Here is a 13907-nt window from a genome sequence, read left to right on the forward strand (position 1 = left end):
GTTGAAGAAAATTCTATTACCTGCCCTTTTGCTTATCGTACTTGCGTTAGCAGCTTGTGGCACTAAACAGGAAGAACCTGCGAAAGAAGATACACCTGAAAAACAACAAGGAACAAGCGACACGATTACCTATCAATCTGAAGAAGGTCCAGTAGAGGTTCCCGCAGATCCACAGCGTGTTGTGGTGTTATCTAGTTTTGCGGGTACAGTACATGAATTTGGCGTGAATTTGGTAGGAGCTGAATCTTGGTCAAAAGATAATCCAAGCTTTGATTCATTTTTGAAAGATGTAGAAGAAGTTTCAGATGAAAATATTGAAAAAATCATTGAACTGGAGCCCGATTTAATTATTGGACTTAGCACTATTAAAAATATTGATAAACTAAAAGAAATTGCTCCTACTGTTACCTATACGTATGGAAAAGTAGATTATTTAACACAGCAAATCGAAATTGGAAAGTTATTGAATAAAGAAAAAGAAGCAACTGAGTGGGTAGATGCATTTAAGGCGCGTGCGCAGCAAGCGGGAGAAGATATTAAAGCCAAAATTGGAAAAGATACGACAGTTTCCGTCATCGAAGAGTTTGACAAACAACTTTACGTCTTCGGCGATAACTGGGGAAGAGGAACAGAAATCTTATATCAGGAAATGAAATTGGCGATGCCTGAAAAGGTAAAGGAAATGACTAAGAAAGACGGATATTATGCGCTATCCGCAGAAGTTTTGCCTGAATTTGCCGGAGATTATATTATCTTGAGTAAAAGTGATACGGGAGATAATTCATTCCTAGAAACAGAAACATACAAAAATATTCCTGCCGTCAAAAATGATCAAGTTTATCAAGTAAATACAGCAGAATTCTCTTTCAATGATGCCTATACACTTGATAATCAGCTTGATTTCTTCATCAAAAGCTTTTTAGGAACTAAGTAATCAAACAAGATGGGGCTCTTCTTCATTGAAGAACCCATTTTTTTATGACAAGAAAGGAGCGGATGAATAAAATGGACAAACCCGTTAGAAAAGCTATACCATTTAGTCTTAAATTATTTGCTAGCACGATGCTATTACTAATCAGTTTCCTATTTGCCATGAAGCTTGGTGCCGCTCACACTTCATGGCAAGATATCTTACTATCATTCAAGTCAAATCAAAAAGATCATATTCTCATCCTGCGCGAAATACGCTTTCCACGTGAAATAGGTGCCGTGTTTGTGGGTGCGGCTTTAGCCGTTTCCGGTGCTATCATGCAGGGCATGACGCGAAACCCATTGGCTGATCCTGGGTTGCTTGGACTGACTGCTGGGGCGAATGCTGCATTAGCCATTGCGCTTGCATGCATTCCAACTATCAACTATTTCGGCATCATGACAGCCTGCTTTATTGGCTCTGCTGTCGGTGCGCTGATCGTCTTTGGTATTGCTTCCGCAAAGCGAGGGGGTTTTGCACCCATTCGACTTGTATTGGCAGGCGCAGCCGTCTCGACATTTTTATTCGCCATTGCACAGGGTGTTGGTTTGTATTTTAAGATTTCAAAGGATGTAGCAATGTGGACGGCCGGCGGATTGATTGGCACTTCATGGGGACAGTTGCAGACCATTGCCCCGGTTATCGTTATAGGTATTCTCGTCGCACTCGTACTTTCACGCCAGTTGACATTATTAAGCCTGAATGAAGAAGTAGCGATTGGACTTGGACAAAACACATTGAAAATAAAAGTTCTGTTGTTTATTGTGATTATCTTATTAGCGGGAGCTGCTGTGGCATTAGCGGGTAACTTAGCATTTGTCGGGTTAATGATCCCACATATTGTTCGGTCGATCGTTGGTACGGATTACCGATTCATCATCCCGACTTCCGCCATTTTAGGTGCAACTTTCATGCTGCTAGCAGATACGGTTGGACGAATGCTACAAGCACCGTTTGAAACGCCTGTTGCTGCATTGATTGCAATCATCGGCTTACCGTTCTTTCTTTTAATCGTACGCAAAGGAGGTCAGGCATTCTCATGATACCTCCACACATAAGAAGAAAACAAAGAATTCTTGGAGCATGCTTCCTTGTACTGATTCTCTTCCTAACTATTCTTGCGCTTGGTTTAGGATCTGCTTCTATTGAATGGAGCCGGCTAATCCCTACTCTTCTCGGTCAAGGCACTTTCAAAGAAGAATTTGTACTGTTTACTATTCGCCTACCGCGAATCATCATTACGTTGTTGGCCGGTGCTGCGCTTGCCTTATCAGGTGCTATTTTACAAGGAATTACACGGAATGACCTTGCCGATCCCGGTATCATCGGAATAAATTCTGGCGCTGGAGTCGCTATTGCACTATTTTTCTTGTTTGTACCAATCGAGTCCGGCGCGTTCACTTACTTATTACCGTTAGTTGGGCTTGGGGGGGCCCTCATCACCTCGTTTTTAATTTATCTATTTGCTTACAGTAGAAAAAATGGACTACAACCTATGCGCCTTGTATTAGTGGGTATTGGATTTTCAATGGCTCTTTCAGGGGTAATGGTTGTATTGACTTCTTCCGCTAAGCAAGAAAAAGTCGATTTCATTTCAAGATGGATAGCAGGGAATATTTGGGGAACGGATTGGCCTTATATTTGGGCGCTGGCCCCTTGGTTGCTCCTATTAATTCCTTTTGCGTTATGTAAAGCACACCGACTCGACATGCTCGGTCTGAATGAATCCATGGCGACGGGTATCGGCGTGTCGATTGAACGAGAGCGTGTAGTCTTATTGCTGACCGCCGTGGCCCTAGCCGCATCTGCTGTGTCGGTCACAGGTGGCATCGCGTTCATCGGTCTGATGGCGCCTCATATCGCCAAGTCCCTAATCGGCCCACGCCATCGAATGAATTTACCTATTGCGATCTTACTAGGCAGTTTCCTTCTATTGCTAGCGGATACAATTGGGCGAAATATTTTGGAACCGGGTGGTATTCCAGCAGGTATTATTGTTTCATTGATAGGTGCACCGTACTTTTGCTATTTACTCATGAAGAAATAAAAATGCCAGAATTACCCGCTTTGGGTGTTCTGGCATTTTTATTTATCCTCCTCTATCTTGCTTTACATAGCGGATCAGTTCTTTTTCCCGCGCAGAATGTATCTCCTCAGTAAATGAAGGATCCCATTCATAATATCCCTTGCCTGTTTTACTACCGAGCTCTCCCGCTTCCACTAATTCCTGCATACTAGCTGCGGATTGGATTGCATTCGATAAATCTTTATATAGATAATTCGATATGTCCGTATATACATCTAGTCCACCCATATCTGCCGATAAAAAAGGACCCGTGACAGGTAATCTTCTACCGATACTGTAAAGAACCGCAGCGTCTATGTCTTCCTTTGTCGCGATTCCTTCTTGTAAAATATGCTGTGCTTCACGCAACAAGGCGAATTGTAGACGATTCCCTACAAAACCGGGTGCTTCCTTTTTCACTTCGATCGGCTTTTTATTCATCTTGTTCATTAATGCCATCGAACGTTTAACCGTTTCATCATTGGTTTTCGATCCGCGAACTACTTCAACTAATGGAATCAAATGCGCCGGATGCCAAAAGTGTGTGATGACCGTGCGTTCAGGATGTGTCGTTTGAGCCGCGATGTCAGTCGGACTGATTGCCGAAGTGTTACTTGCCAGAATCACCCTTGGATCGCAAAGCTCATCCAGTTGTTTGAAGATTTCTTGCTTCAACTCCAGACGTTCAGGCACCGCCTCAATAATGAACGTCGCATCCGTTACAGCTTCGTCAATTGTTGTTACTGTAGTAATCCGATCTTTTACTGACTCCACTTCATCAATCTCCAACAAGTCATTGTCCGTTAATACTTGTAACTTACTCGCAATGCTTGCCAGTGCACGCTCTAGTTCTTCGACGTTTATGCCATGCATCGTCACATCGTATCCCGCCCACGCAGCACTCAGTGCAATGGAGTGGCCCATTGTACCGCACCCTATGGTGGCTATTCTTTCCATAACCCTGCCCCCATTCCAATTAAAAAGACGACACCTTCGTATGGGGTATCGTCAATCGAATTATCTAGCCGTAAAGTTTGGAGATATCGTAAAACTTGCTTCGGTTTTGTCTTTTACTTCGTCTACAGAGATACCTGCAGCAGTTTCCACAAGCACCATGCCGTCTTCTGAGAAATCAAACACAGCCAAATCCGTGATGAGTCGGTCTACCACACCAGGGCCCGTTAACGGCAACGAACACGTTTTCTTAACTTTCGATTCGCCGTGTTTATTGACATGATCCATGATGATTACGACACGTTTTGCACCGACAACCAAGTCCATTGCGCCGCCCATTCCTTTCACCACTTTTCCTGGTATCATCCAATTGGCCAAGTCTCCACTTTCCGAAACTTCCATACCGCCAAGAATCGCCAAGTCAATGTGTCCGCCGCGAATCATTGCAAACGATTCCGCACTATCAAAGAAGGATGAACCTGGAACTGTCGTAATCGTTTCTTTTCCAGCATTGATCAAATCTGCATCCTCTTGCCCTTCTACTGGATAAGGCCCGATGCCAAGCAGACCGTTTTCCGATTGCAATAAAACCGTCATACCAACTGGAATTTCGTTGGCAACTAGAGTGGGCATACCGATACCAAGGTTGACGTTCATACCGTCCTGAATTTCTTCTACTGCACGTTTTACGATTGTATTTCGTGTTTCTGTCATATTCATCTCTCCTTTTTACGCTTTTTTCACTGCTAAGCGTTCAATGCGCTTTTCATAATCTGTTCCTAGAAGTACTCGCTGTACATAGATACCTGGTGTATCAATTTCCTCTGGAGTGAGCTCGCCGGCCTCAACGATTTCTTCGACTTCCGCAATCGTAATTTTACCTGCTGTTGCGGCTAATGGATTAAAGTTCATGGCCGTCTTGCGATAGATCAGGTTTCCAAGTGTATCCGCCTTCCAAGCTTTCACAAGCGCAAAGTCCCCGACGATACCTTCTTCAAGTAGATACGTCTTGCCGTTAAACTCTTTTGTTTCTTTACCTTCTGCGATTGGTGTACCTACTCCTGTTGCTGTGTAGAATCCAGGAATCCCTGCACCGCCCGCTCTAATTCTCTCTGCGAGCGTTCCCTGCGGACTCAGTTCTACTTCTAACTCTCCATTAAGGAACTGCTTTTCAAACGTTTTGTTTTCCCCCACATAAGAAGCGATCATCTTTTTAATCTGTTTATTAACAAGCAACTTGCCAAGGCCTGCATCATCTATTCCACAATTATTGCTAGCGACCGTTAAATCCTTCACGCCACTATCTTGTAACGCCTGTATGGATTTTTCCGGAATACCACATAACCCGAAGCCTCCTACAATTAACGTAGCACCATCTTGAATGTCTGAAACCGCTTCCATAAATGAATCCATCACTTTACTCATACTGTAACCTCCTCCAACTCTTTAGTAATAGTGTACAGATTTCTGACTTATATGTAAAATGAATATTGTGAATCAAATATATTCCAAATCGGAATAAATGAAAGGTTGGATGATCATCGAACTTAAAGACTTTCAAGCTTTTATAGAAGTAGCCAATCATTTAAGTTTTACAAAAGCCGCTGAACATTCTTTTATTTCACAGCCCTCTTTAAGTAAATCCGTGAAAAGGCTTGAAAACAAACTGAATGTCAGACTTTTCAACCGTTCTACACGTAGCCTTCGATTGACGGATGCAGGAGACATTGTGTATGAGCAAGGACAACAAATCCTTCAATTACTCGGTGAACTTCCCGTCTTACTTGAAGATCTGACCGAGGGCGTGTCAGGAGAAATTAAAATCGGCATGCCACCTTTGATTGGGACACTGTTCTTTCCACAGATCGCTAAAAACCTATCAAGGAATTATCCCCATATTAAAATCGAGTTGCATGAGTTGGGCGCCAAAGTCGTGGAAGAGCTTGTAGATAAAGGTCAGATCGATGTTGGAATTATTGTGTTGCCGACAGACCAAGATGTTTTCCATGTTCAGCCTTTCATTTCAGACAAATTCTTTCTGTTCGTCCATATTGATCATCCATTTGCAAAACAAGATGCCGTTGCATTAACTGAACTAAAAGAAGAACAACTCATTCTGTTTTCTAAAAGTTTTGCCTTACATCGCTATATCATAAGTGCCTGTAAAGAGGTCGGGTTTAATCCGACTATATCGTATGAAAGCTCTCAGTGGGATTTGATCATTGAACTAGTCGCTGCGAAACTGGGCATCACGCTTCTTCCCCAATCCATATCGACGAAGTTTACTAACGAAAATATTAAGATGATTCCTATAGAAGGGCCGCCTTTACTTTGGAAGCTCGGCATTGTTACGAAGAAGAACAGCTATCATTCATTTGCATTGAAAAAGTTTATGCAGATGTTTTGAGACAGGTGTAATAAAGCTGTATTAAATAAAGTCAATTAGAGCAGCCAATATAAATTATTGAACAAAAAATCCAACCGCTGCCGGTTGGATTTTTTGTTTCACGTGGAACAGAATAGTTTTTCAGAACATCTTCGTAGTCCACGTTTCCCCGTTCCAAATAGTGGATACTACATCTTCATAAAAGTCTGGTTCATGTGAAATAAGTAAGATACTTCCCTTATATTCTTTCAAAGCACGTTTTAGTTCTTCTTTTGCATCATAATCCAAGTGATTTGTCGGTTCATCTAATACTAATAAATTTGTTTCACTATTTACCAGTTTACAAAGACGGACTTTCGCACGCTCTCCCCCACTTAATACCTTTACTTTACTTTCAATATGTTTCGTCGTTAATCCGACTCGCGCTAAAGCCGCACGTACTTCATATTGCGCAAAGTGTGGAAACTCACTCCAAATCTCTTCCAAGCACGTATGATCTGTATCTGTTTTCGTTTCCTGTTCGAAGTAACCGATTGATAGATGCTCACCTTGCTCCACTTTACCTGAAAGAGCGGTTATTTCCCCGAGAATACTTTTTAACAACGTCGTTTTCCCAATTCCGTTTGCTCCCGCAAGAGCAATCTTCTGTCCACGTTCCATTGAAAGATTCAAAGGCTTCGATAGTGGTTCATCGTATCCGATTACTAGATCAGTCGTTTCAAACAAATACTTTCCAGGCGTTCTAGCCGTTTTGAAATCGAAATGTGGTTTCGGTTTTTCTGAATCTAACTCAATAATGTCCATCTTATCTAGTTTCTTCTGCCGGGACGTTGCCATTCGACTCGTTGCTGCATTTGCTTTATTACGCGCAACAAAATCCTTCAAATGGGAAATTTCTTTCTGTTGCTTTTTATAAGCAGCTTCGACCTGTTGCTGTCTCATTTCACGCACACGCAAAAACTCATCATAATCGCCAGGGTAACGATTGACCTGTTGGTTTTCCATATGATAGATCAAGTTAATGACACTGTTCAAGAATGGGATATCATGCGAGATCAAAATGAATGCTCCTGGATACTCTTGCAAATACGTACGCAACCATTCAATATGCTCTACATCCAAATAGTTCGTCGGCTCATCAAGCAATAAAATATCGGGCTTTTCAAGTAATAATTTAGCCAATAATACTTTTGTACGCTGGCCACCACTCAAGTCATTCACGTCAGTATCCAATCCGAATTCATCAAGACCTAGACCGTTTGCGACTTCTTCTACTTTTGCGTCAATCATGTAAAAATCACTCTGCTCTAGAGATTCTTGGATTTGTCCGGTTTCTTCCAGCAAACCTTCCAGTTCATCCGGCCCCACTTCACCCATCTTGGCAAAGAGACTATTCATTTCAGTTTCCCTATCATATAAATATTGAAACGCAGTGCGCAACACATCACGGATAGACATCCCCTGCTTCAAAGCTGCATGCTGATCTAAATATCCGATTCGTACACGCTTTGACCAAGTGACAGTCCCTGCATCCGGCTCCAGCTTATGTGTAATGATATTCATAAACGTGGATTTGCCTTCCCCATTTGCACCTACTAATCCTATATGTTCACCCGCCAATAGACGGAATGATACATCTTCGAAAATTACACGGTCACCGAAACCGTGGCTAATATTTTTTACTGTCAATAAACTCATGTTGTACACCTATTCCTTTTCAATTGTTTCAATCAAACTGATATAAGTCATTTTAACATCCTACACTTATAATTACTTCAGAAAAGAAAAAACAATCGATACTTCTATTGATGATTCCAGCGGTTACTTTACTATTGTTGAGTAACCGTTTTGTAAGGTAAAGTAGTTTATGATGATTTGTCACGATCTTTGCTGTTTACTAGTAAATATGTTTTACTTTTAAGATCTTCTACTTCATGAAATGGAGGCAATCCTTAATGACTGACCCACTAAACTATATAGCACGTCAAAAAAAGGAAATACTAGAGACCTATCAAGAACTGCATGCTATTGCCGAGCCTAGCTGGCAAGAACAGCAGACTTCACGGTATTTACAAGAGAAGCTTTCAGCTGCCGGATTGAGTATCACTGGCTATGCCGGCCATCACGGATTCATTGCAGAAATTGCGGGTCGTACAAAGGGTGTCATTGCGTTACGCGCGGATATGGATGCACTGGTACAGGAAGTCGATGGTGATGTAATGGCAAACCATTCTTGCGGACATGATGCGCATAGTACGATGGTGCTATATACTGCACTTGCTTTGAAGAACTGCGAAATGGATTTGCATCATACTATTCGATTCATTTTCCAACCTGCGGAAGAGTTAGCAGAAGGCGCAATACAAATGATGAAGGAAGGCGTGCTCGAAGATGTTCTATTCCTAGGAGGTCTGCACGTACGCCCACATACAGAAGTTCCGTTCGGCAAATCTGCACCAGCGATTTTACACGGCTCGTCTGCGACGATTACGGGTACAATCACGGGAACACCTGCACACGCAGCAAGACCTGAAGAAGGTAATAACCCAATCGAAGCAGCAAGTTTCTTAATCCAGTCACTGCGTCAAATTCGTTTGACGAGCAATAAAAAGTTCTCCATTAAAATCACCGAATTACATGGTGGTGAAACGAGCAACTCTATTCCAGCTAGTGCACGATTCACATTGGATGTTCGTGCGGAAACGAATGAAACAATGGATGCCCTGTTAGCAAAAGCCCGCCACATGATCCAACACACTGCCGCTCTAACAGAGACGGAAATTGTATACAATGAAGAAGGTTATTCACCCGCCGCTACAGAAAATGCCACAGCCATCCGACTTGCACAACAGGCGATCGGCTCTGTATTAGGGGAGGAAAACCTGGATGTACCATGCATTTCTCAAGGCGCGGAAGATTTTCATTTCTACACGTCGAAAACACCATCTATTCCTGCGACAATGATCGGATTAGGTTGTGATTTGAAGCCCGGGTTACATCACCCACAAATGTCCTTTAATACCGATGCCTTAATTTACGGTACACAAATTTTGACACAACTATTACTGAATGCGGATCAAGAATTATGAAAACCATGATCTATCAAGACCACAACAATATTCTAAAGGGTATGACCATGAAAGATTGCAATGAACCAGAGTGCAATAATACTGCTTTGCATGCATGTGTATCAGCAGTTGATGTGACGAACAATCGCCGACAATTGGCGGACTTTTTACAATGTGAATTGGAAGATTTCGTGTTTGCCAATCAAACACATAGCGCGAACTTTCATAAAGTGACTGCACGAGACCGTGGAAAAGGAACGTTGCGACAAGAAACAGCAATTGCCGACACAGATGCACTGTATACATTTGAACCAGGCATCGTGCTGTGCAGTTTAACAGCTGACTGCGTTCCTGTATTATTTCACAGTGACGATAGTACATTAATTGGGGCAATTCATTCCGGTTGGCAAGGCACTGTGAAAGAAATCACAAGGAAGCTATTCCACCACCTACAGCAATACGAACATAGTGATCTGAGCCGAATTCATGTCCAAATCGGTGCCGCACTCAGTCAAGAAAAGTTTGAAGTGGATGAAGACGTTTATACGAAATTTCATAACCTTGGGTACGCTGACGAATTCATCCTCTATAACGCGATGACAAAAAAGTACCATATTGATAATCAACTGACAGTGAAGAAGCAATGTGAGCTGGCAGGAATACCCGAAGCAAATATTACAATCGACCGTACTTGTACATTTCTAAGTCCAGAGGGCTTTTCTTATCGGCAAGATAGACAAGTAGGCCGTCACGTTAGCTTTATCAGGAGAACAATCTAAAAAACGTAGTGGAGAACTCTTCACTACGTTTTTCACTTTAATTCTATTTTTATGTCGCCTTCAAGATAATTTGGATAAGCAAATAGTTCCAGCCTCAGTGGATTCGTGTAATCAGTTCGATCAAAGTTCACTCTCCAATGTGTCGCTTCTCCATCATCATACTTTTCAGTTGAAGGAGTTTTCACTTCTCTCCCTTCTAAATCAGTTATAGCCCCTACAAAGAAAAACGAAAAATCTTGGCCTTTTATGTCCGGCATGATAAATGCGGCATGCTCTTTATCTGACTTCAACAACTGTATTCTGTGATCTTCGGGTTGATTAAGCCATTGTGCTGTCTCTGTATTAATTTCTGCTACAGCCTCTTCCGCTTTTAGCGCCTGCACTTTTTTGATTCGTAAATACAGCTTTTCAGGTTTTGAAAAGTAATTGCTTTGAAGGAATAATGTAGAATTTCCATCCTCCCCACCAAATGCAGTCGTGCCATTTTGAATAGCCCCCCAGACTTCGCCTTTCTCATCCTCCAGTCGTATGTCCTCGAATTGTAGAATTTTCATCGTATTGGCAGGGTCATTGGAAATCTTCACACCTACTCGCAGTGGGGATACCGTAACCTTTTCAATTATAAACTTCTGTCCTTCGATATCTACTTCTTTATCTATAGTATAGACTTCGCTTGGTTTTACTTGCTCAGGCACAGTGAATGGTACAGTAAATACGGTTGGTTCACCTTGTAATTTAATTGCAATCTTCAAATCAAACGACTGATTTTCAGAAGTATACAATTCCCCGAACTGATAATCGATACGATCCTTGTACGTATATACCTCTTTTTCACCCATTATATTCCCATAAGAAAAGCTACCCTCTGGAATGCCTTCCGCTTTCAAATGGATATAGTCCACTTGTAAGCCTTTCAACGAACGCTTCGATTCAATTGTGTAGAAAATATTAATCCCCGTCTCATCCAAAATGACACCATCTACTGTCAACGTTTTATCGTCAATCGTTTGAGTCACTCCGATTTCTTGATAATAGTCGTTCTGAATTACCGCATCGAGTCCTTTATCCATCACAATCAATTCCACGAACTTCTCTAGACCCGGAATGGAAGCTAATGCCTGGGCGAATACAGGGGATACGCGAATAGACGTAATGAATGTCAGTAGCAACAATGCCACAACCGCTACACTTCCAAAGATTCTCTTTCTCGCTCGCTTTTTTTCCCGACGTGCCCTTTCCATGCCTTGACGAATCGCCTGGTCAGCTTCAGACAAAGGCAGCGACTGTTGATCTAAATGTTCTTTCAACTGCTTTAATCGTGCTTCTTCTGTCTCATACATGATCACTGCCCCCTTTATCTTCAAAGTATGACCTCAACGTACGCATCGTTTTGTAAAGCCTTGATTTCACAGTGCTTTCTGGTATATTTTCAGATTGTGCTATATCTTTAATTTTTGATTCCTGAAAGTATTTCAAATAAATTAAACGTTGCTCCTGTTCAGATAAAGTTGCCAGTGCATCTCTCAATTCAATATACGAAATGTCTTCTGCTGATACTGTTTCCAAACCACTATCGTCTACTGTGTATCGCTTACGTAGTTTCAACTGATCTTGGCAATAATTTATCATGATACGGATGAGCCAGGTTTTGAGATAGCTAGGTTCTTTTACTGTCCGAACTTTTTTATAGGCACGATACGTTATTTCTTGAAGTGCTTCAATCGCATCGTCCTCGTTTCGCAAAAAAGCCAAGGCTGTCCGCAGAAGCGATTGCTTATGCAATTGCATCACGGCCAGAAATGCTTCATCATCCCCAGCTATTGCTTTCACATGCAACTCTTTTTCCTTTATCTCCATTGGACGGTCACCCCATTCTCTGCCCTCTTATACATTAGACTCTACACTGGCTAAAAAGTTTACATCAATTTTTATTTATTTTTACGCACAAAAAAGATGCCTACTCCCGCAAGGCACCTTACTTCACTTATTCTGTTCCATCAATATATTCTGTATCGACAACTAAGCTATCATCATACGCTTTAGCCCTACAACAATAATGAAATTCACCCCCTTCTGTACGTAAGCTACGTCTCCTACCGTCGCATTGTTACATTAAGACGCAACAAATATCATAAACTCACGAGAAAGGGCGTTCTCGCTTTTATACGAGAACACCCTTTTGATCATTCTTTTGGTTCTTTACGTGACCGATCCACTTTTTTATTCTTCCCCATCATATCCAGGTCTTCCCCAAACTCGGTGTTGTAATTCACATTCCGAATTCGATCAAAATGCTTATGGGGCTCTACCCTTTCATCCACATCCTCAATAATCTCATCATTCGATTTAACTAAAAGTCCAATCGCTGCCAATCCGCTCAGTCCCACAATGGCATAGACAATCTTGGCAAGAATCGTGTTTTGTCCTCCAAATACACTGGCAACCAAATCAAAATTGAAAAATCCGATCAATCCCCAGTTTAGTGCACCAATAATGACTAATGTCAGTGCAATTCGCATAAATACGCTCATGTTGCACACCTCCTCCAACAATCTATAATCGAATCCTGTACATGTTTGTATGGATTCTTTATTATAGTTCACCGAAAGGGAATTTTCATACATTTCCACATGAATATTGTTCTATTTCTGTTGCGGAGACCTTACAGTAGTAGACCAATAAAAATGAAAGCAGGGATACAGTGCGGATCAATGGCGTATTTTCAGGCGGAGGATTGAAAGGTTTTGCGCTAGTTGGAGCGGTTCTGGAGTTGGAGAAACAAGGTTATCGTTTTGAAAACGTAGCTGGTACAAGTGCAGGAGCTATTGTTGCAAGTTTTTTGGCAGCCGGCTATACAGCGGATGAAATCGGAGTCATGTTGGCTGAAGAAGATTTCCAAGCACTACTGGATCCGAGAAAGACACTATTGCCATTTCCCTTTATGAAATGGATATCGCTTTATTGGAGAATGGGATTGTATCAAGGAAAGGCGCTGGAAGAGTGGTTTTTTGATAAACTCGCACGTAAAGGTTGTTATGCATTTGGCGATCTTCCGAAAGGATCATTAAAATTAGTGGCATCTGACTTAACAAACGGCAAGATGATAGTATTACCTGATGACTTGGAGAAATACGGATATGATTCTGACCGATTTTCAATTGCGAAAGCACTGCGTATGAGTTGTGGTATTCCCTACTTTTTTGAACCCATACGTCTCGATGCACCAAAAGGAACTATAGTAGTAGACGGCGGTGTATTAAGTAATTTCCCGATGTGGATTTTTGATGGAGATACATCGCCATGTAAACGACCTGTAATCGGGCTCAAACTTAGTCGCAATCAAGATGAAGTACCCGGACGTACCATTCGAAATGCCTTGCAATTATTCGAAGCGCTATTCTCCACAATGAGAAACGCGCATGATGAAAAATATATCTCAAAACAACATGTACAAAACATAATTTTCATTCCTGTGGAAAATTATAGTGCAACACAGTTTGATCTAAACGAAGAGCAAATGGAAGACTTGCTATCAATCGGAAGTAGTCGTACTAAGGAATTCTTGCTCACTTGGTCGCCGGCGAAACCCAAGTTAGTCAGCAATCAAAATGTCATGTGATTGAAATATTTGATTTCAATTCCGTTTAAAACACTATCCTGGCGGGTAAATTGTCTTATAAGGAGG

The 13907-nt window shown here is 41.7% G+C and carries 14 protein-coding genes; 7 read left to right on the plus strand and 7 right to left on the minus strand.

Translation table 11 applies throughout. From position 1 onward, the window contains the following. The first annotated feature begins 1 nt into the window (after position 1). The 3 genes from CSV75_RS11075 to CSV75_RS11085 all read left to right on the plus strand — a co-directional run bounded on the left by CSV75_RS11075 (position 2) and on the right by CSV75_RS11085 (position 3017). Positions 2–934 carry an iron-hydroxamate ABC transporter substrate-binding protein gene (locus CSV75_RS11075; protein WP_099675862.1) on the plus strand — a complete coding sequence of 311 codons (933 nt, stop codon included), beginning with the start codon at positions 2–4 and terminating at the stop codon, positions 932–934. A gap of 71 nt (positions 935–1005) precedes the next feature. Continuing rightward, on the plus strand, positions 1006–2013 hold the full coding sequence (locus CSV75_RS11080) for a FecCD family ABC transporter permease (protein ID WP_099675863.1): 1008 nt from the start codon (positions 1006–1008) through the stop codon (positions 2011–2013). After that, the gene (locus CSV75_RS11085; protein WP_099675864.1) at positions 2010–3017 is read left to right on the plus strand and encodes a FecCD family ABC transporter permease; all 1008 of its coding nucleotides are present in this window, start codon (positions 2010–2012) and stop codon (positions 3015–3017) included. The genes CSV75_RS11080 and CSV75_RS11085 overlap by 4 nt, the downstream gene beginning before the upstream one ends. 42 nt (positions 3018–3059) lie before the next feature. Here CSV75_RS11085 and CSV75_RS11090 read toward each other — a convergent pair whose 3' ends face one another. The 3 genes from CSV75_RS11090 to CSV75_RS11100 are packed head-to-tail and all read right to left on the minus strand — an operon-like array spanning position 3060 to position 5414. Continuing rightward, positions 3060–3992 carry a 3-hydroxyacyl-CoA dehydrogenase family protein gene (locus tag CSV75_RS11090; protein WP_099675865.1) on the minus strand — a complete coding sequence of 311 codons (933 nt, stop codon included), beginning with the start codon at positions 3990–3992 and terminating at the stop codon, positions 3060–3062. 60 nt (positions 3993–4052) lie between these two features. Further along, positions 4053–4703: a 3-oxoacid CoA-transferase subunit B gene (locus CSV75_RS11095; RefSeq protein ID WP_099675866.1), complete on the minus strand. Its 651-nt coding sequence runs from the start codon at positions 4701–4703 to the stop codon at positions 4053–4055. A gap of 15 nt (positions 4704–4718) precedes the next feature. Next, positions 4719–5414 (minus strand): CoA transferase subunit A, encoded by a 696-nt coding sequence (locus CSV75_RS11100; RefSeq protein ID WP_099675867.1) that lies wholly within the window; start codon positions 5412–5414, stop codon positions 4719–4721. Positions 5415–5529: 115 nt separating this feature from the next. On the opposite strand from CSV75_RS11100, the gene CSV75_RS11105 reads away from it, so the two are divergent. Further along, positions 5530–6396 (plus strand): LysR family transcriptional regulator, encoded by an 867-nt coding sequence (locus tag CSV75_RS11105; protein WP_099675949.1) that lies wholly within the window; start codon positions 5530–5532, stop codon positions 6394–6396. A gap of 120 nt (positions 6397–6516) precedes the next feature. Here the strand turns inward: CSV75_RS11105 and CSV75_RS11110 are convergent, their stop codons facing one another. Then, positions 6517–8073 (minus strand): ABC-F family ATP-binding cassette domain-containing protein, encoded by a 1557-nt coding sequence (locus CSV75_RS11110; RefSeq protein WP_099675868.1) that lies wholly within the window; start codon positions 8071–8073, stop codon positions 6517–6519. Between the two features lie 257 nt (positions 8074–8330). On the opposite strand from CSV75_RS11110, the gene CSV75_RS11115 reads away from it, so the two are divergent. Both CSV75_RS11115 and pgeF read left to right on the plus strand, forming a co-directional pair. Further along, positions 8331–9464 (plus strand): amidohydrolase, encoded by a 1134-nt coding sequence (locus CSV75_RS11115; RefSeq protein ID WP_099675869.1) that lies wholly within the window; start codon positions 8331–8333, stop codon positions 9462–9464. Beyond that, positions 9461–10222, plus strand: a complete 762-nt coding sequence (gene pgeF / locus CSV75_RS11120) for a peptidoglycan editing factor PgeF (RefSeq protein ID WP_099675870.1) — start codon at positions 9461–9463, stop codon at positions 10220–10222. The genes CSV75_RS11115 and pgeF overlap by 4 nt, the downstream gene beginning before the upstream one ends. A gap of 32 nt (positions 10223–10254) precedes the next feature. Here pgeF and CSV75_RS11125 read toward each other — a convergent pair whose 3' ends face one another. From CSV75_RS11125 to CSV75_RS11135, 3 genes are all read right to left on the minus strand, one after another. After that, a complete protein-coding gene (locus tag CSV75_RS11125; RefSeq protein WP_099675871.1) occupies positions 10255–11562 on the minus strand; it encodes a DUF4179 domain-containing protein in 1308 nt (435 codons plus the stop codon). After that, positions 11555–12079, minus strand: coding sequence for an RNA polymerase sigma factor (locus CSV75_RS11130; protein ID WP_233191651.1), 525 nt, complete (start codon positions 12077–12079; stop codon positions 11555–11557). Before CSV75_RS11130 ends, CSV75_RS11125 begins: the two co-directional genes overlap by 8 nt. A 326-nt stretch (positions 12080–12405) precedes the next feature. After that, positions 12406–12753, minus strand: a complete 348-nt coding sequence (locus tag CSV75_RS11135) for a DUF378 domain-containing protein (RefSeq protein WP_099630395.1) — start codon at positions 12751–12753, stop codon at positions 12406–12408. 170 nt (positions 12754–12923) lie between these two features. On the opposite strand from CSV75_RS11135, the gene CSV75_RS11140 reads away from it, so the two are divergent. Beyond that, positions 12924–13841 carry a patatin-like phospholipase family protein gene (locus CSV75_RS11140; RefSeq protein ID WP_099675872.1) on the plus strand — a complete coding sequence of 306 codons (918 nt, stop codon included), beginning with the start codon at positions 12924–12926 and terminating at the stop codon, positions 13839–13841. Positions 13842–13907: the final 66 nt, after the last annotated feature.

This window comes from Sporosarcina sp. P18a, from assembly GCF_002743135.1.
Taxonomy (GTDB): domain Bacteria; phylum Bacillota; class Bacilli; order Bacillales_A; family Planococcaceae; genus Sporosarcina.